At 63.9% G+C, this 19,092-nt stretch carries 14 protein-coding genes; 8 read left to right on the top strand and 6 right to left on the bottom strand.

Going from position 1 to position 19,092, the window contains the following annotated elements; genetic code table 11:
- Positions 1-81: 81 nt before the first annotated feature.
- A complete protein-coding gene (locus PQR67_RS30675) occupies positions 82-1,590 on the top strand; it encodes an MFS transporter (protein WP_408466609.1) in 1,509 nt (502 codons plus the stop codon).
- An 85-nt stretch (positions 1,591-1,675) separates the two neighbouring features.
- Here the strand turns inward: PQR67_RS30675 and kdgD are convergent, their stop codons facing one another.
- The 3 genes from kdgD to PQR67_RS30660 form a co-directional block, all read right to left on the bottom strand.
- Positions 1,676-2,593: a 5-dehydro-4-deoxyglucarate dehydratase gene (gene kdgD, locus PQR67_RS30670; RefSeq protein WP_408466554.1), complete on the bottom strand. Its 918-nt coding sequence runs from the start codon at positions 2,591-2,593 to the stop codon at positions 1,676-1,678.
- Positions 2,594-2,669: 76 nt separating this feature from the next.
- On the bottom strand, positions 2,670-4,019 hold the full coding sequence (gene gudD, locus PQR67_RS30665; protein WP_408466553.1) for a glucarate dehydratase: 1,350 nt from the start codon (positions 4,017-4,019) through the stop codon (positions 2,670-2,672).
- 53 nt (positions 4,020-4,072) lie between these two features.
- Positions 4,073-5,404 (bottom strand): MFS transporter, encoded by a 1,332-nt coding sequence (locus PQR67_RS30660; RefSeq protein ID WP_408466552.1) that lies wholly within the window; start codon positions 5,402-5,404, stop codon positions 4,073-4,075.
- Positions 5,405-5,842: 438 nt separating this feature from the next.
- Here PQR67_RS30660 and PQR67_RS30655 point away from each other — a divergent pair, with 438 nt between their 5' ends.
- Positions 5,843-6,553 (top strand): FadR/GntR family transcriptional regulator, encoded by a 711-nt coding sequence (locus tag PQR67_RS30655; RefSeq protein WP_408466551.1) that lies wholly within the window; start codon positions 5,843-5,845, stop codon positions 6,551-6,553.
- Between the two features lie 73 nt (positions 6,554-6,626).
- Here the strand turns inward: PQR67_RS30655 and PQR67_RS30650 are convergent, their stop codons facing one another.
- The 3 genes from PQR67_RS30650 to PQR67_RS30640 are packed head-to-tail and all read right to left on the bottom strand — an operon-like array spanning position 6,627 to position 9,678.
- A complete protein-coding gene (locus PQR67_RS30650; protein WP_408466550.1) occupies positions 6,627-6,962 on the bottom strand; it encodes an AtuA-related protein in 336 nt (111 codons plus the stop codon).
- A gap of 1 nt (position 6,963) precedes the next feature.
- On the bottom strand, positions 6,964-8,340 hold the full coding sequence (locus tag PQR67_RS30645) for an acyclic terpene utilization AtuA family protein (RefSeq protein ID WP_408466549.1): 1,377 nt from the start codon (positions 8,338-8,340) through the stop codon (positions 6,964-6,966).
- A gap of 33 nt (positions 8,341-8,373) precedes the next feature.
- Positions 8,374-9,678, bottom strand: a complete 1,305-nt coding sequence (locus PQR67_RS30640; protein ID WP_408466548.1) for a CitMHS family transporter — start codon at positions 9,676-9,678, stop codon at positions 8,374-8,376.
- 98 nt (positions 9,679-9,776) lie between these two features.
- On the opposite strand from PQR67_RS30640, the gene PQR67_RS30635 reads away from it, so the two are divergent.
- The 6 genes from PQR67_RS30635 (at position 9,777) to PQR67_RS30610 (ending at position 19,088) form a co-directional block, all read left to right on the top strand.
- Positions 9,777-10,664, top strand: a complete 888-nt coding sequence (locus PQR67_RS30635; RefSeq protein WP_408466547.1) for a LysR family transcriptional regulator — start codon at positions 9,777-9,779, stop codon at positions 10,662-10,664.
- A 102-nt stretch (positions 10,665-10,766) separates the two neighbouring features.
- The gene (locus PQR67_RS30630; RefSeq protein ID WP_408466546.1) at positions 10,767-12,329 is read left to right on the top strand and encodes a diguanylate cyclase; all 1,563 of its coding nucleotides are present in this window, start codon (positions 10,767-10,769) and stop codon (positions 12,327-12,329) included.
- Between the two features lie 175 nt (positions 12,330-12,504).
- Entirely contained in the window at positions 12,505-13,011 is a 507-nt protein-coding gene (locus PQR67_RS30625) for a DUF2844 domain-containing protein (RefSeq protein ID WP_408466545.1), read from the top strand.
- 30 nt (positions 13,012-13,041) lie between these two features.
- Positions 13,042-14,364 carry a DUF3443 family protein gene (locus PQR67_RS30620; RefSeq protein ID WP_408466544.1) on the top strand — a complete coding sequence of 441 codons (1,323 nt, stop codon included), beginning with the start codon at positions 13,042-13,044 and terminating at the stop codon, positions 14,362-14,364.
- 177 nt (positions 14,365-14,541) lie between these two features.
- Positions 14,542-16,134, top strand: a complete 1,593-nt coding sequence (locus PQR67_RS30615) for a hypothetical protein (RefSeq protein ID WP_408466543.1) — start codon at positions 14,542-14,544, stop codon at positions 16,132-16,134.
- Between the two features lie 50 nt (positions 16,135-16,184).
- A complete protein-coding gene (locus PQR67_RS30610; protein WP_408466542.1) occupies positions 16,185-19,088 on the top strand; it encodes a tetratricopeptide repeat protein in 2,904 nt (967 codons plus the stop codon).
- The last annotated feature ends 4 nt before the right edge of the window (positions 19,089-19,092 follow it).

Here is a 19,092-nt window from a genome sequence, read left to right as displayed (position 1 = left end):
GCCTGCCCTGAAAAGCCCTCCTTTCCCAGACCCGTGAACCCGACTGCGACTGCCCTGCCGTTCCGAAACGCCCTGCTAGCGATGCTCGGCATCGGCCTTGTCAACATGCTGGTCGCGCTCGACCAGACCGTCGTCAGTACCGCGCTGCCGTCGATCGTCGCCGAACTGCACGGCTTCGAGTACTACGCATGGATTGCCAGCGCGTACCTGCTGGCTTCGGTGGTGACCGTTCCAGTGTTCGGCCGTCTCGGCGACTACTTTGGCCGCAAGCGTTTCGTGATCGCCGCGGTCATCACGTTCACGGTGGCGTCGGTGCTCTGCGGCGTCGCGAACGACATGCTGTTCCTCGTGATCGCGCGCGGCTTGCAAGGTGTCGGCGGCGGGATGATGGTGGGCACGGCGTTCGCGTCGATTCCGGATCTGTTCCCCGATCCACGCGCACGGGTGCGCTGGCAAGTGGTGATGGCAGCCGCGTACGGGATCGGCACCGCGGCGGGTCCGTCGCTGGGCGGCTGGATGAGCGAGCATTGGGGCTGGCGCTCCACCTTCCTGATCAACCTGCCGGTCGGCATCGCGGCACTCTATTTCATCTGGGCGCATCTGCCCAACTTCCAGCGGCCCCACGAGGGCGAAGTCAAGATCGACTGGCTCGGCGCGGCGCTGGTCGCAATCGTGCTCGGCGGCCTGCAGGCGTTCATCGAGGCCGTGCCGAAACACGGTCTGACGACCGGCAACCTGGCGTTGGCGGCCTTCGTGATCGCGAGCGCCATTGCGTTGCTGGTGTGTGAGAAGCGCGCCACGCATCCGATCATTCCGCTCGACCTGTTCAAGGACGCGCAACTCGTCACGCTGTTCATACTCGGCTTCCTGTCCGGCTTCGTGATGTTTTCGCTGATCTTCTTCGCGCCGCTGCTATTGCAAGGCGGCTTCGGCTTATCGCCGCAACAGGCCGGCCTGTTCGCCACGCCGATCGCCGCCTGTATCGCGCTCGGCAGCCTGCTGAATACGCGCATCGTCATTCACATGAAGAAGCCCACGCGGATTCTGTCGATCGGCTTCGCGCTGCTGCTGTTCGCAGCGATCGCGTTGGCGTTTGCCAATCCGGACACGCCGCACGTGTGGATCGAATTGCCGATGGCGGCCGTCGGCGTCGGTCTGGGTTTCATCCTGAACAATCTGAATGTGTTCGGCCAGGAGATCGCCGGGCGCGAACGCTTCGGCATCACGACAGCCCTGCTGCAGTCCACGCGGATGGTGGGCGGGATGCTGGGTACCAGCATCGTGGCAACCGTGGTGCAGCATCACTATCGCGACGTGGTGACGCGCACGATGAGCGTGCTCGGTGAGCCGGCCGTCTCGCAATGGCAGCCGCGTTTCGTCGATCTGCGCATCCTGATCGACGAAGCGTCGCGCCTGAAACTGATTGCGGATATGAAACCGTCGGGACTCAATACCCTGGCATTGATCGACACGGCACGCGACGCGCTGGTGCAGTCGATTCATATCGGCGTGTGGCTGACGGCAGTGGCGGCACTGGCGGCCGCACTGCTCGTGCAGCGCATCTCGCACGTGGTGTTTCGCAAGAGCTGATCGCGGCGAAGCCGCGATCCGTTCATCGCGACCACGGCCCGCGCCGCTCCTGTCGTTACGCTCGTTGTGCCGCTAGTTGCATCATTTACTGCGCGCCGAGCTTCCTGATCAGCACGTCGAGCTGCGCCATTTCTTCTTCGGTCAGATCAGTCAACGGCGCGCGCACCGGGCCCGCGCTGTGGCCGACCAGCTTCGCGCCGGCCTTCACGATACTGACCGCATAACCCTGGCGGCGATTGCGGATCGCCAGATACGGCAGGAAAAATTCGTCGATCAGCTTGCCGACAGTCGCGTGGTCGTCGGCGGCAATCGCGCGATAGAAATCCATCGCCGTCTTCGGGATGAAGTTGAAGACGGCCGACGAGTACACCGGCACGCCCATCGCCTTATAAGCCGCCGCGTAGATTTCCGCGGTCGGCAGGCCGCCAAGGTACGAGAAGCGCTCGCCCAGACGCCGGCGAATCGTCACCATGTTCTCGATTTCACCCACGCCGTCCTTGAAACCGATCAGGTTCGGGCAACGGTCCGCGAGAAGCTCGAGCATGTCCGCATTCAGCTTCGAATTCGCGCGGTTATAGACGATCACACCGATGTTCTTCACCGCCTTGCAGACCTGCTCGACATGCGCGGCAATTCCTTCCTGTGACGCCTCGGTCAGATAGTGCGGCATCAGCAGCACGCCGCTTGCGCCGAGACGTTCGGCTTCCTGTGCATAGTCGATCGCCACGCGCGTCGGGCCGCCCGCGCCGGCAAGAATCGGCACCTTACCCCGGCACGTCTCGGTCGCCGTGCGAACCACGTTCGTGTAGTCGCTGCGGGTCAGCGAGAAAAATTCGCCCGTGCCGCCTGCTGCAAACAATGCCGTCGCGCCATACGGCGCGAGCCATTCGAGGCGCGCGGCATAGGTATCGGCGCGGAAATCGCCCTGTTCGTCGAAGTCGGTCACCGGAAAGGACAGCAAGCCTTCGGAGACGATCGCTTTGAGTTCTTGTGGTGAGGTCATGGCGTGAATGGCGAGATAGCGTAATGGTCAGTGAAAACGGGCGGCCGCACGGCGTGCCGCTCAAAGCATGAAAAACTCAGCGCACCAGGCACGGGCGCTTGTTATCGAACTTCCAGTTCGGAATCAGGTACTGCATGGCCACACCATCGTCGCGTGCGCCGAGGCCGTGTTGCTGATACAGCGCGTGCGCCTTCTCGATCTCGTCCATGTCCAGTTCGACACCGAGGCCCGCTGCCTGAGGCACCTTGACCTTGCCGCCGACGATCTGCAGCGGCTCACGCGTCAGGCGCTGACCGTCCTGCCAGATCCAGTGCGTATCGATCGCCGTGATCTTGCCCGGTGCCGCGGCCGCGACATGCGTGAACATCGCGAGCGAGATGTCGAAGTGATTGTTCGAGTGCGAGCCCCAGGTGAGGCCCCATTCGTTGCACATCTGCGCCACCCGCACCGAGCCCTGCATGGTCCAGAAATGCGGATCGGCAAGCGGAATATCCACCGACTGCAACTGGATCGCGTGACCCATCTGGCGCCAGTCGGTCGCGATCATGTTGGTCGCCGTCGGCAAACCGGTCGCCCGGCGGAATTCGGCCATCACCTCGCGGCCCGAATAGCCGTTTTCCGCGCCGCACGGATCTTCCGCGTAAGCCAGCACGTCGTGCTGGTCGCGGCACAGACGCACCGCTTCCGCGAGCGACCATGCGCCATTCGGATCGAGCGTAACGCGCGCATTGGGGAAACGCTCGGCAAGCGCCGTGACCGCTTCGATTTCAGCGTCGCCGGACAATACGCCGCCCTTGAGCTTGAAATCGTTGAAGCCGTAGCGCGCCTGCGCCGCCTCGGCGAGCCGCACCACTGCCTCGGGCGTCATCGCTTCTTCGGTGCGCAGGCGCTCCCAATCGTCGCGCCCGTCCGCGCCGCTGGCATAGGGCAGATCGGTTTTCGTGCGCTCGCCGATATAGAACAGATAACCGAGCATTTCCACTTCGTCGCGTTGCTGGCCTTCACCGAGCAGTGCGGCGACGGGTACGCCCAGATGCTGACCGAGCAGATCGAGCAAGGCGGCTTCGAGCGCCGTCACTGCGTGAATGGTGGTGCGCAGATCGAACGTCTGCAGACCGCGGCCACCGGCGTCACGGTCGGCGAACTGGGTCCGCGCTTTGTTCAGGATAGCTTGAAGATTGCCGATCGACTGGCCGACCACGAGCGGCCGCGCGTCGTCGATGGTCTGACGGATGCTCTCGCCGCCCGGCACTTCGCCGACGCCGGTGTGTCCCGCACTGTCGCGCAGAATCACGATATTGCGCGTGAAGAACGGGCCATGCGCGCCGCTCAGATTCATCAGCATGCTGTCACGGCCGGCGACGGGCACGACGCGCAGCTCGGTCACGATCGGCGTGGCGTTCGATTGGGATGAGTTCGTGGACATGATAGGAAGATCAGGTAAGTGAGTGAGCCGGCTGGCAGTGGTCGATCGACATTTCAATGCGCTTTGCTATGGAGCGGTTCCGGCAACGCGTCGCGGTTCACACGGCGATTGCGGGTCAGGAAACCGGCCGCCGCCGCGATCAACGAAGCCACGCCCAGGCCGTACAGTCCGCCGGTGATCGAGCCGGTGTGCTGTTGCAGATAGCCGAAGGTCGCCGGTGCGAAGAAGCCACCGAGGTTGCCGACCGAATTGATCAACGCGATCACGGCAGCGGCAACGCGTGCGTCCAGATAGCCCTGCGGAATCGGCCAGAAGAGCGACGATGCGGCCTTGAAACCGATCGCCGCGAAGCAGATAGCCACAAACGACACGACCGGATTAGCCGACGTGGAGGCGAACAGCCCGCACGCCGCGATGACGAGCGCCACCGCCAGCCACGCCTGCTGGAAACGCCATTTCGCCGACAACACCGCGAAGCAGTACATCGCGACCATGGCGATGAGCCACGGGATGGTATTGAACATGCCGACTTCGAAATCCGACAGTCCACCCATCTTGCGGATGATGGTGGGGAGCCAGAACGTCGCCGCGTAGATCGTCAGTTGAATCGCAAAGTACAGAAAACAGAATAGGAGAATCTGCGGGTCTTTCAGCAGTTTCATCGAGGGCAGATGCGCGCCGCCGTGCGCCACGCGCTCGGCCTGTTCCGCGGCGATCGAGCTTTCGAGAACGGCCTGTTCCTCAGCCGTCAGCCACGAGGCATCGCGAATACGAGACTTCAGCAGCATCCAGCTGACACCGCACAGCACGATCGAGAAGCCGCCTTCAATGAGAAACATCCATTGCCAGCCCTGCAAGCCAAGGCCGCGAATGGACAGCAGACTGCCGGTGATCGGCCCGGACAGCACCGAGGCAAGCGCGGAGCCCGAGAGAAAAACCGCCACGGCCTTGCCCCGTTCTTTTTGCGGCAGCCATTGGGTGAAATAAAACACTACACCGGGAAAGAAGCCGGCTTCAGCGATACCGAGCAGGAAGCGCAGCACGTAGAAGGACGTATCGTTCCAGACGAACGCCATGGCACCCGCAACCAGCCCCCAGGTCCCCATGATGCGGGTCAGCCAGACACGCGCACCGTACTTCTGCATCAACACGTTCGACGGCACTTCGAACAGCGCGTAGCCGACAAAGAACAAACCGCTCCCCAGCCCATAGGCGGCAGCACCGATGCCGAGGTCCGCCTGCATGTGCGAATTGACGAAGCCGATGTTCACGCGGTCTATATAGTTCGCGATGAACATGATCAGAAACAGCGGCAAGATGTGCCGCTTGACCTTCGAGACCGCAGACTCGAGCGGGTCGGCGGCGGTGGTGAGAGCAGATGTCAAGGTTGTCTCCAGTTCCGGCCACTCCGGCGGCCTGAGCGAACGCATCGCGACGCATCCGGGCAGGCCGGAAATCCCGTTTCGGCGGGTTCAGCGAATTTCGTGATACGTTGTCTGACGACAGTCTACCTTCTTCTTTCCGTTGATTCCTACAAGGTGTTTACCCTGCTATACGTCGCATATCCAGCCCGATCGTGGAGCGAAACAGGAACAGGCACGGAATCTGGTCGTCAAAAAGAAACATCCAAAATAAGACGTCCGACAACAAGATGCAATCCTGCTCCAGAAGATCAACGCGGCATCCCGCTGCTCCCCCGCGAGTACGAGATTCGAGTCGTGATCATTCTGACTGACGCTATGATTGCTATGTCGAGCCGTCATATGACGTCGCTCGCGCCCGCAACGTGGGTCTTTCCAGCCGATTAGTCAACAAGCCTATAAATGAGCAGCCTAACTGAGAAGGTGGTGGCCACCCTTTCCGATGAAATCCGCCGCGGCGCCCTGAGGCCCGGAGACCGCATCCCGACAGAAGTCGCCATGATGAAGCAGCTCTCAGTGAGCCGCTCGGTGGTCCGCGAGGCGATCTCGCGCCTGCAAGCGGCCAGGGTGGTCGAGACGCGTCACGGCATCGGCACGTTCGTTCTGGAGCCGGCCACGGAACAGTCGATGCAACTGGCCGCCGCCGATCTCTCCAGCATGCTCGACGTGATGGCGATCATCGAATTTCGCATCGACGTGGAGGCCGCTTCGGCCGCGCTCGCCGCGGCGCGGCGTACCGAACAGAATCTCAAGCAGATTCGCGGCGCGTTGGAACGCTTCGAGTCCGAACTCGAACGGGGGAGTACGGATACGCTGGCGCATGACATCGAGTTTCATCTGCAGATCGCCCGCGCCAGTGGCAACCGCTACTTCTTCGACGTGCTCAGTCAACTCGGCCGCGCGGTGAGCCCGCGCACCCGGCTCGGCTCAGCCGAGATCGCGGAACTCGATCATATTGAAACCCTGCGCACCGTGCTCAGCGAGCATCAGATGATCTACCGGGCCATCGAGCGTCAGGACGCCGACGACGCGCGCGCCGCGATGCGCATGCATCTGAGTAACAGCCGCGAGCGGCTTCGGCGCGCTCACGAGTCAAGCAAGGCGGCCGGCTAAGCCGAACGCCAGGTTTGGAACGGCAGCCTCTGCCGGCCCAGCGTTTTAACCCGCCGGACAGCGCGCCGACGACTTAAGGAGCCGGCGCGGTTCCACCCTCCGCCGGCGCCTCCACTTCCAGCCCCATCAAAGCCGAACTCAGTGATTTGCCATGCGCGTCCAGCGCCAGCGAACGCGTCACGCCTCCGCCAAGCGCCTGGCCGAGCACGAAGTTGAACGCGCCGAGACCGGGCAATTCATAACGCACGACTTCGCCGCGCACCACCTCGGCGAGATGCGCCTTGACCCGCTCCGCGCTCAACACCGCTCGCAGATGCTCATAGTGCTGCGCGTCATAACAGATGACCGAGATATTCAGCGTATTGCCTTTGTCGCCGGTCCGCGAATGAGCAAGCTCACGTAGTTTCATGTCACGCCTCCACGAGCGAGAAGGTGGGTTTGGCGTGCTCGCGCGGCAGCAACACCGATTGCACCGCGACGACTTCGCGCGCCGATTTGCTCACGCCACCGCCACCCGCCGGGCCATTGGTGTAGAGCGTCTCCACCTCGTTGCCGATCCGCACCGCTTGCGCCAGCGAATCAGCGCGGCCCGCGACCCGCGCTCGCACTTCGTAGGGATCGGCATTAGCGCCGGCCAACGTTTCGCCATGCAAGGCATTCACGCCGATCAGATCGAAGCGCAATTCGCGCGTGTCCACGCCGGTCAGGATGAGCCTCTCCCGCACGATGTCGAGCGCGAGCCGGGCACGCGCCAGCGCGCCGGGACCGGCATATGAAATCTGCCCCTCGCCGATATAGCCATCGAAGTAAGCGACCGATACCTTCAGCGTATCGGTACGCGGCGTGCCACGTCCGCCGCTCACGCGAATGCGATCCGGCGCTTCCTGCGCGACACGCACCTGGGTGAAATCGGCGACCACGTCCGGTTGCAGATAGCGCCGCGGATCGTGAATCTCATACAGCAGTTGCTCTTTGCAGGTGGCTTCGGTCACCCGGCCGCCGGCTTGTGCAAGCTTGGTGATGACCACCGAGCCGTCCGGCGCAACTTCTGCAATGGGAAAACCGAGTCTCGCGAGATCCGGGACATCCTTGAAACCCGGGTCCGCAAAATAGCCCCCGGTGATCTGTCCCGCGCATTCGAGCAGGTGGCCGGTCACGGTCGCCTGCCCGAGCGTCTGCCAGTCGTCCATTCGCCAGCCGAATTCATGGATCAGCGGCGCGACGAACAAGGACGGATCGGCGACGCGTCCGGTCAGCACGATTTGCGCGCCGGCCGCAAGCGCCTCGACAATCGCCGCCGCGCCAAGATAGGCATTCGCGGACACGAGGCGATCCTTGTACGCAGCGACGCTCTCCCCTGACTCCTCGAAGCGGAAATCACCCTGCCGCACGACGTCGAGCACATCGTCGCCCGTGACAGCGGCAATCTTCACCGCGCCGAAGCCGAGCGAGCGCGCGATCTCGCCCGTCTTCTTCGCCGCCGCGAGCGGATTGGCCGCGCCCATGTTCGAGATGATCCGCACACCATTGCCCGGACCACGCATGGCAGCGGGAAGCACGGCCGTCATGCGCGCTTCGAGCAACGGGTCGTAGCCCTGGTCAGGGTCCTTGCTGCGCGCCTGCTGCGCGATCGCGATGGTGCGTTCGGCGAGGCACTCGAATACCAGGTAATCAAGCGCGCCGTATTCCGCCAGTTCGACCGCGGGTTCGATACGGTCGCCGGAATATCCCGCGCCCGCGCCTATTCGCACGGTTCGCACGGTTCGCCCAGGTGGAGTCGCTGTCATGATGGTCGCATCCGTTCAGTGAAGCCGTGTGGCTCACAGTGAGAATATCCCCAGCACGACGCAGGCAATCGTCATCACGATCGAGGCGCCGAACAGTAAGGGGAACGTAAATTTCTGGTGATCGGCGAGATCGATGCCGCACAGGCCGACCACAAGGAACGTCGCCGGCGTGAGCGGGCTGACCGGAAAGCCGGTCGTCATCTGGCCGAGCAGCGCGGCCTGGCCGACATGCACGGCAGGCACGCCGAGTTGGCCGGCCACTTCGGCAATCACCGGCAGCACACCGAAGTAAAACGAGTCCGGGTCGAATAGCATGCTGAGCGGCATCGACATCAAGCCGAGCGCGACGGGAATGTGGCCCGCCATCGCGGGCGGCACGAAGCCGACGGCCGCCTGCGCCATCGCCTTCAGCATGCCGCTGCCCTGCATCACGCCGGTGAACACTCCGGCGGCAAGCAGAATGCCGGCCATCATCAAGGCGGCGCGCGCATGCGCGTCGATCCGCTTACGCTGCATGTCGACGTTCGGGTAGTTCACCATCAATGCGATGCAAAGCCCGACCATGAACATGATCGCCGGCGGGATCTTTTCGCCCATCACGACCATCGTGCCGAGTACGACCAGCGTCAGGACGATGTTGAACCAGAAGTTTTTCGGCCGGCGCAACGCCTGTTCCTCGGGCGTCAACTGGCGCTCCGGCATCGGCACGGAAGCACTCGCGGCGGTGAGGCCGAGCCGCTTTTCCTCGCGCCGGCCAAGCCAGAACGCCATACCGAAGACGAACACCAGCCCGATCAACTGCACGGGAATCAGCGGGTTGAACAACGCCGAAATCGGCAGATGCAGCGACGCCGATGCGCGGATCATCGGTCCCGTCCACGGCAGAAAGTTGATGCCGGCGGCCATCGAAACGGCCGCCGCCAGCACGCGCCGGTCCATCTTCAGACGATCGTAAAGCGGCAGCATCGCGGGAATCGTGACGAGAAAGCACACCGCGCCGGAACCGTCCAGGTGAATCAGCAGCGCCAGCAAGGTGGTCCCCATCACGATCCGCGTGGGCCGCGTGCCAACGGCACGCAAGATTCGGTCGATGATCGGATCGAGCGTGCCGGCGTCGGTGATGGTGCCGAAGTAAAGGATCGCGAAGACGAACATCCCGACCACCGGCGCAAGACTCTTGAGCCCGTCGATCACGAATTTGCTTGTCTGAAAGCCGAAACCGCCGAGCAGCGACGCTGCAATCGGCACGATGATGAGCGCCACCAGCGGCGACATCCGTTTCGACAGGATCGCGCCGAGCAGCACGGCAATGGTAGCCAGCCCCAGTAGTGGCAGCATGTGCTTGTCTCCATGTTGTTTTTTACTGCGATCGAGCGTAAGTTCGAGGCAACAATAAATCAATTGAAATGATTTGATCGCAGCAATTACAAACCATTATGGATTTGAATCTTCGGGACATCCGCGCGTTCATCGCCGTCGCGCAAACAGGCAGCTTCACGCGTGCGGCGGCGCGCTTGCACCTGTCACAACCGGCCTTGACGGTGCAGATTCGCCGGCTCGAAGAAACCGTCGGCATGCGCCTGTTCGATCGCAACAGCCGCAATGTCGCGCTGACGCCGACCGGCCGCGAGTTGCTGCCGCTGCTGCAGAAGTCGCTGCACGATATGGAGCACGTGCTGATCGACGCGCGTGCGCTCGGCGAAGGAACCAGCGGCACGGTGCGCATTGCGTGTCTGCCGACTTTCGCGGCCAGCGTCTTGCCCGAACTCGTGCAGGACATGAAGAAGGCCGTGCCGCGCGTGAGCTTTCATGTGCGTGACGTGGTCGCCAGCATGGTCAATACGCTGGTGCGCAATGAGGAGGTCGATATCGGGCTGACCGGCGGCGAACTGGACGACAGCGCCTTCGAGGTGCTGCACGCGGGCATCGATCGCCTGGTGGCGGTTTTTCCGAAACGCCATGCGTTGGCGCGGCGGCGGCGCATCACGCTAGCCGACCTCGCCGCGGTGCCGCTCGTTCTGACGGCCCCAGGCACGAGCGTGCGGGCCGTGGTCGACAGCGCCTTTGCCCACGCCCGCTGTACGCCGGAGATCGCCTGCGAGCCGACCTACATGATGAGCGCCGTCGCGATGGTGCGCGCCGGGCTCGGCGTGACCATCCTGCCGGCATCGGCCCGCGAGGTCCGAGCGGAGCCCGAACTGGTGGTGCGCCCCGTCGACGATCCTGCTTTCACGCGCCCGATCGCGCTCATCAAAAAGCGCGGCAGGACCCTGCCGCCGGTCACGGAAACCTTCGTTGCGGTGTTGCTCGGCAAGCTCGATTGACCCCCATACGCATTCAATGATTCAATCGACCATGCAACCGGACTGAGACAAAGTCTTATGCAGCACGCCGGATAAACCGGCCACCCAGGGGGAGTCAGGCAGGTGTCGAATGGACAGGTTCTTACCTTGCGCTACCGGTCGGCCAGGTGGTTTGCCGGGACCCGCAAATGGATCGCGTGGACGATTGGCCGGCACCCCTTACTGGCCGGCCTGTGCGGCATGGTCGCGGCCACCGTCCTGGCCGCCCTGACTTTCGTCGCGCTCTATAACAGCCGCGAGGACGAATTCCGCCATGCCATGGACAATTCGCGCAACCTCGTCGCGATTATCAGCCGTGACCTGGCGCGCAATGTCGCTCTTTATGACCTGTCGTTGCGCGGCGTGGCGTCGGACGCCGAGCGCGTGGAAACATGGACCCTGTCGCCCTATCTGCGTCAGCGCGTACTGTTCGATCGCGGACTGGGTTCGCCGATCTCTGGCGACGCTTACGTCGTCGACGCGCAAGGTCATGTTAGAGCGTCGAAAAGCGGCAACACGTACCCCGGCCTGTCGTTCGCCGACCGTGACTATTTCACCGTGCAACAGAAAAACCCCTCGGCGGGCCTGTACATTTCGCATCCCTATGCGTCGCAAGTCCGTGACGGCGCGCTGGCGGTTGCACTGTCAAGGCGTATCGACTCAGCCAGTGGCGCGTTCGACGGGATCGCTCTCGTCAGCATCCGGATCGAATACTTCGAGCATCTGCTCGACAATATCGATCTCGGCCCCAACGGCGGCGGCTTTATCGTGCTCGAAGACGGCACGCTCCTCGCGAGCCGGCCGCCGGCGCGCCGCGGTATCGGCTCGAACTATGCGAATACGGCAAATTTCCCCGGCATTGCGGGCCACCAGGCCGGCAACTTCGTTTCGGACGGTTCCCTGGATGGCGTCTCACGCCTGTACACCTATGCCCACGTGCCGGGCACGCCCCTGATCGTCGGCATCGCGCCGGCCGTGGAAGATGTGCTGGCCGACTGGCGCAAACGCAACATGCTGGCCGGCGCAATGACGGTCCTGTTCGGCGGGGCCTACGTGGCCGTAGCCTGGCTGTTTGCCTTTGCGCTGCGCGACAAGGTGCGGGCCGAAGCCGAATTGCAGCGCATTGCGGAAACCGATGCGCTGACCGGCCTGAGCAACCGCCGCGCTTTCGATCAGCGGCTCGCGCAGGAATGGCGGCGTGCGCAGCGCGAGCAGACGCCGCTCTCGCTGCTGTTCATCGACATCGATAACTTCAAGCGCCTGAACGACACCTATGGCCATGCCACCGGCGACGAGGTATTGGCCGTGGTGGCCGAACGCATCATGTCGGGTACCCGGCGGGCAGTGGATCTTGCCGCGCGCTACGGCGGCGAAGAGTTCGCGGTGGTGTTGCCGAATACGTCGCTCGAAGGCGCGCTCAAGGTCGCGGAAACGATCCGCGAGCGCGTCGCGGCGGCGGGTCTGGCGAACAAGGATACGGAGCGCGGGTATGTGACGATCAGCCTGGGCTGTGCGTCATGCAAGCCAACCGAGGGCGGCAGCCCGGCCGCCCTGCTTGCCGCGGCCGACACCCAGTTGTACGCCGCCAAAGCCGGCGGACGCAACCGCGTGGCATGGCAGGCAAGCGCCGTGCAAGACCCGGCTTGAATACCGTTTGAATATCGTTTGATTCCAGGCAGGCAAGCTTTCAGATTCGAATAGAAGCCGAATCGCCTCGCTATTCGTCTGTTTTAATCGAATCGACTCAGACTAGTATTAGCATCGCGCGGACGCGAGGATAACGTTCGCGCGCATTTTCCAAAAACCGCCGAAAGTCCAAAAAATGATAATCAGTCAATTTCGAACGCTCGTGGTGGCCACTGCCTCGTTCGCCATGGTCGTTCCAGCCTACGCTGGGTTAGGCGGCACACCGACCTATCCCGTGACCGCGAGCAGTACCAGTGCAGGGGCACTGAGTCAGGGCGGCGCCGCCGTGGCGCGCTACGCTGCAAGCGCCAATGCGGCCACGCCGACGTACACCGTGAGTCAGACCACGCTGCCGTCGGGCACCGTGGTGAACGAGTACATCACGGCGGGCAACACCGTATTCGCGTTGAGCTGGGCAGGCCCGACCATGCCGCCGCTCAAGACGCTGCTCGCCACTTACTTCCCGTCCTACGTGCAAGGCCTCACCGATACGCACGCCGCGCAAGGCGGCGGCTACGGCGCCGCGGTCGTGCATCAGTCGGCGCTGGTCGTGGAGACCGGCGGCCATATGGGCGCCTTTGTGGGCCGAGCCTATCTCCCGCAAGCGTTGCCGCAAGGCGTAAGCGCTGACGACGTCAAGTAAGTCTGTTAAAAATCAATCGAGAGAATAAAAGTGCGCAAAATCGCATGGATCATTGCCGCGGTGCTCGGGCTTAGTCTGACTGGTTGCGGTGGGGGTGGCGGAGGGAGCAGCGGCGGTAACAGCAGCACGGCGGCCAATGCACCGGCCGCCGCCAGTTCGCCCGCAGCGCCGAGCGGAACCAGTTCTTCGTCGAACAGCAATAACTCGACACCCAATGTGCTCGCGGTAGACGCCTCGGCGGTGCCTACCCCGGTCGGTCCCGGCAATACGATCGGAGTTACGGTCAGCGGAACGGGCGTCCACAATCAGCCCATGGTCAGTGTCACGATCTGTACCGGCAACACGAACGCCACCGGCAACTGCACGGTCATCCCCAACGTGATCGTCGATACCGCATCGTTCGGGTTGCGTCTGGTTCGCTCCGCGATTCCGACCCCCACCTTCAATGCACTGCAAGCCGAAACCGTGGGCAGCAGCCAGCCACTCGCCGAATGCGCGTTGTTCGGTAGCGGCTACGCGTGGGGTACGGTCCATTTCGCGGACGTCGCGCTTTCGGGCGAGATTGCCCCGAACGTGCCGATCCAGATAATCGGCGACAGCACGCTGACAACGCCCGCCCCGACCGAATGCCAGGTTGGCCGCGCGCTGGTCACCACGAGCGATCTCGGTGCAAATGGCATTCTCGGCATCGGCGTGAGTCCGACCGACTGCGGCCTGGCGTGCCAGCAAAAACCCGAGTCGACGTTCTACTACACCACCGCCGGCGTCGGCACCGCGGTGCCCATTAGCGGACAGATCACCAATCCGGTTTCCCTGTTCCCGCAGGACAACAACGGCGTGATTCTGGAGATGGCCCAGGTGTCCGACACCGGCAGTCCGACCGCTCAGGGCACGCTGGTGTTCGGCATCGACACGCAGACCAACAACGCGTTGCTCGGCACGAGCGCCACGCTGATGAGGACGGACGGGAACGGCGACTTTACGTCGAGTTACAACGGGTCCACGCAGACACAAACGTTCTTCGATTCCGGCTCGACGGTCATGTTCTTCCCGGACCTGACCATCCCGATCAACAGTACGACTGGCTATTACGTCCCCACGACAACGTTGGGCCGGACCTCGACGCTGGTGGGATCCAGCCCGGCGAATGCGGTGCTCGGTTTCAATATTGCCAACGGCACGACGCTGAACGCATCGGGGAATAACGCGTTCAATAACCTCGGCATCTATATGACACGGCAGTTCGACTTCGGCATGCCGTTCTTCTATGGCCGGCACGTGTACTACGGCATTACCGGCAAGCCGTCCACGGGCGGCGGCACGGGGCCTTACGTAGCGTACGTTTCGAGCTAAGCGGCCGGGAGTGTCCCGCGCGGTGGATATCGGCGCGCGCATCGATATCCACCGTGCGGGACGCCTGAATCCGCGAACGAGCCGAAGGGCTCAAGTTCTTCATTTTTCTGCCGATATGGATGCTGGGCGCAGAATCATTCACAGCCGCGCCGGCCTCTTCACCACCCGCAAATGAAAATGAAGAACATCGTAAGCCGACGCGCGGCGGCCGTCGCCGCCGCATTGTGCCTGAGCGCGTGCGCGCATGATCCCGCTCCGCTCGCCGCAACGGCAATAGCTAAAACAGTCGGCTCGCAGTCTGGTTCGTCCGCGAGCGTTACCGCAAATGTGCCGCCGGACGTGCTCGCCATTTGCCAGCGTATTCCTGCGGCAATGGACAGCGGCCAGCCGGCCGACGCAAACCGTCTCGCGAACGAATGCCTTGCTTCGCACAGCCTGCCGGTCGCGTTGCGCGAGCAAGTGCTGCAAGCACTCACGCTCATCAATATGGCGCTTCGGGACGATCGGGCCGCGCTCGATTCGCAGTTGGCCGCGATCGAACTGATGCCGGCGCCAACCGATGTGCAACTGTTGCTGCTCGCGCATCTATATGGAACCAATCAGCGCAACGACGAGAGTCTCGCGACGCTCGAACGGATTCGGGCAGCGCATGAGATCACGCAGGACCTCGATTTGACGGACGGCGCGTCCTACTATCAGGAACTCGGCTCCGCGCTGGCAACAAAGAAGCGTTATCAGGAATCCATCGACGCGTTCACCAAGGGCATCGCGCTGCAACCGGCATTTTCGGATATGTATCACCGACGCGCTTTCGTACGCGAGGTATCCGGCGACGCCGCCGGCGCGCGCGCAGACTACGTGCAGTTCGCCCGCTGGGCGTCCGACCGGGAAATCGATACGGCGGTGCGCGCGAAACTTGCTTCGCTCGGCATCGATCTCGCGCACGAACGAAGCCATCCGTTCGGCGATACTAATCCGCTCTACAGCATGGCAGCCGAGCAGGTCGAGAAGGGACGGCAGTCGCTCAAGTCTTCCACGACGCCACAGGCTAAAGCCGAGGCCTACAGTGACATTTCGGCATTCTCGGACGGCGTCGGCCGGCATCTCGACGCACTGGCGGCAATCGACAAGGCGATCGCGCTCGCACCGGACAACGTGAGCTACCAGCAGTCGAAGGTCACAACGCTGCTCGATCTGAATCGTATCGACGCCGCCCTCGCGTATGCCGCACCGCTGCGCAAGCGGGCCCATGACGAAGCGGCTGCGGCGGCCAACCCTTTCGCGGTCTACAGCACGTACCGCGAGGTTTCGGGTTCGGCGGCGCTCGCCTACATGCAGCAGGGCAAGTGGCCGGAGGCGATAGACGCGCTGGTCGATAGCGCGAGAGGCGCGGAGCCCGCCGACCAGGACTACATGGCAACGCTTTATCTGTACGTGCGCGCAAGAAGCGCCGGCGCCGCGCCCGCCAATGCCTACTTCGACGACTACATCCGGCATGCGTCGCAACCGGTCTTCGGGAGCTATCGCCGCTGGCTGCTGCTGTACATGCAGGGCAAACTGCCGGTCACGCAGGTGTACATGCAGGTCGTCATGCTCTCCGAGCCACCCGCCATCCAGAATGCGCTCGCCGAGACCTGGTTCGTGGCCGCGGCCTATGAGCGATACGTGAAACACGACGACAACGCCGCACGTGCGTTTATCGGCCGTCTGAACGATCTCCAACCCTATGGAACCAACGAGTGGATGATGGTCCAGCGAGGCGGTGCGTGACAGTTGCATCCGTCAGCCGATTTGATCGCGCGCGGCCTGTCGTATCGCGCATGCGTTCGCCGCTGTCGTCGCTGTGGCGGCTCCCGTCGCTCGCGCTATCAGCAGTAGCCGCCGTGACGCCGCTCGTCGCCGTCGCCATGCCGTCGATCGCTCAGGACCCCGCCCGTCCGGCGTTTTCGTTCGCGGCCGGTCCGTTCGCGCCGTTCAGCGACCCGACCACGCCTTGCGTATTGCGCTTCGGCGCCGGCCAGGAATGGGCTGCCTCGCCGCTCGCGAAACCCGCGCAACTGCTCGCGGCGTGCCGGGCGGAGGCGGACGCCGGCAATCGCGACGCGCGCCTCATCTACGGGCAAATGGTGCTGTTCGGTTTCGCGACGCGCCCCGACGATGCCGGTCTCGCCATCCTGACGCAGACCGCTCTCGACGGTTCACCCGCCGCACAGCGCGTGGTCGGCTCGCTTTACCACGACGGCTCGCGTGTGCCGAAAGACTATGCCACCGCGCGCCGCTGGCTGGCGCTCGCAGCGGACAACGGCGACGGCGCCGCGGCCGACATGCTCGGCCTGATGGACTACAACGGCGAAGGCGCAACGGTCGACTTCGCCTCCGCGTACGCGGCCTTTGCGCGCTCGGCTGAAAACGGCGATCCGGGTGGCGCGACCCATGCCGGTCAATTGCTGGCGAGCGACCGGCCAGGCGTGTCTCGCGACGTTCAGGGCAGCGTGACGTGGTTCATTCAAGGCGCGACGCACGGCGACGCCAACGGCGCGTTTCTGCTCGGCATCTCGCTGCTGCGCGGCTGGGGTGTCGCGCAGGATGTCAGCAACGCGGCGGGCTGGCTCAACGTCGCGGTGACGCGAAACCACACCGAGGCGCACGCCGCGCTCGCCGATCTTTATCTGAGCGGCACAGGCGTTTCGCGCGACAACCAACGCGGCTTTGCGTTGATGTCGACGGCCGCGCGCCGAGGCTCGATTTACGCACAACGCCGGCTTGGCGAACTCTATGCAAGCGGCGTCGGCACCCCGCGCAACGCCGCACTGGCGCGCGTATGGCATCGAAAGGCCGCGCTCGAGGGCGACGCCACGGCGCAATTCGAGCTGGCTGTCGAGTACCGCTTCGGGCTTGGCGGCCCGATCGATCTGGATGCCGCCATCGGATGGATGCGCGGCGCCGCGCGGGCAGGTGTGGGCTCGGCCCAAAACGATCTCGGCGTGATGCTGCAGCGTGGCGAAGGCGAAGCGCGCGATCCCGTCGAAGCGAAGCAGTGGTACGAACGTGCGGCCGCGCAGGGACTGGGGGTCGCGTCGTTCAATCTCGCATCGCTCGCCCATGCCGGGCTCGGCATGCCGAAAGACCTGGCGCTCGCCTTCCAGCTCGCGCGCACGGGCGCTGAGCGTGGCTATGCGCCATCCGCGGTGATGGTGGGCAGGATGCTGTTCACCGGCGAAAGCGTGCCGGTCGATAAAACGCAGGCGCTGGTCTGGTATCGCAAGGCAGCGGACCTCGGCAACGTCGAAGGTGAACGCGTAACGGGCTGGCAGTACTTTTACGGCGTCGGCACAGCGCGCGACGAAGCACTCGGCGAACATTATCTGGAACTCGCCGCGCAAGCCGGCGATCCACAGGCGCAGACCATGCTTGGCCTAGCACTGCTCGCGCGTCCGTCATCGACCAGCAAGGACAGCGGAAAGGCATGGCTGGTCAAGGCCGTCGCGCAGAAATTCGGCCCCGCTTACGCCGCGATGGGCAGCCTCTACGCCAACGGCCAAGGCATGACGCCCGACCAGGCGAGCGCGCTCAAATGGTTCACACGTGGCGCGGAATCCAACGACCTCGTCTCGCAGCGCGTGCTGTGCGTCGCCTACGCGAACGGCTCGGGCGTCGCCCGCGATGCGGCAGCCGCGCAGCGCTGGTGCCGCGCTGCCGCACAGGCGGGCGACACCCTCGCGATGCGTCAGTTGGCTGTCGGCGTGTCCACCGGCAGCGACACGGCCGCCCGCGAGCGAGTCTACTGGCAATGGCGGCTCGCGAATAACGGCGACGCCGTCTACGAATCGGTCCTCGGTGACGCGTACGACCAGGGCGACGGCGTAACGGCCGACTTCGGTGCGGCAATGTACTGGTTCCGCCGCGCCGCGGCACAAGGCAATGCCTCAGCACAAGCCTCGCTCGCGTGGCATCTGTTCACCGGACTCGGCGGTGAACGGGATGAACACGAGGCCTTTGCATGGGCCAGCCGGGCGACGGACCGCAGTTCGGCCGCGATGGAAATGGTGGGAGAAGCCTATCTGAGCGGACGCGGTGTCGCGCAAGATCTCTCGCTTGCACGCGAATGGCTCGAAAAGGCCGCGGCGGCGGGGTCGTGTGAAGCGGCGAGCGATCTCGCGAATCTGTACGACACCGGCGCGGGCACCGCTGTATCGCGCGACGACGCACGCGCGCTAACGTGGCATCGCAAAGCCGCCGCGTTGGGATGCGATGCGGCAACCATTGCACTTGCTCTGCGCGCGCAGGCCGCGGATGCCACCCATTCGCTCACTCAGCGCTCAACACATTGGCTCGCCCTCGCCACCGACGATGCGCCAGCGGCTACGCGCAGCGGCTTACAGACCGCTGCCGCTGCAGGCGATAGCGACGCGACGTGGAGCGCACTCTCGGCGCTCAACAAAGCCCTGCTGGGCGAACCCTTGCGGCAGTATGAGACCGGTATCCGCTTCCTCGCGGGCGACGGCGTGACGCGCGACAAGGCACTCGGCGACGCGTGGCTGCAGCGTGCCCAGGCGAGCTTTGCCGCCAAACCGGGCTTGCGTGTCTATGCCGACGCCGCCAGGATTGTCGAACAGCGGGTCGGCGCCGGGCTCACGGTGGAGGAACGGGAGCGGGCGCATCAGTTGGCGGCCAATCTGATCGCCACGGTTCCTGCCAGCATGGCCGGGATCGAGGCGCACTGAAATC

It is taken from the genome of Paraburkholderia fungorum, assembly GCF_046026025.1.
In the GTDB taxonomy this organism is placed as follows: Bacteria; Pseudomonadota; Gammaproteobacteria; order Burkholderiales; family Burkholderiaceae; genus Paraburkholderia; species Paraburkholderia fungorum_E.
This window is presented reverse-complemented; position numbering and strand designations above follow the sequence as displayed.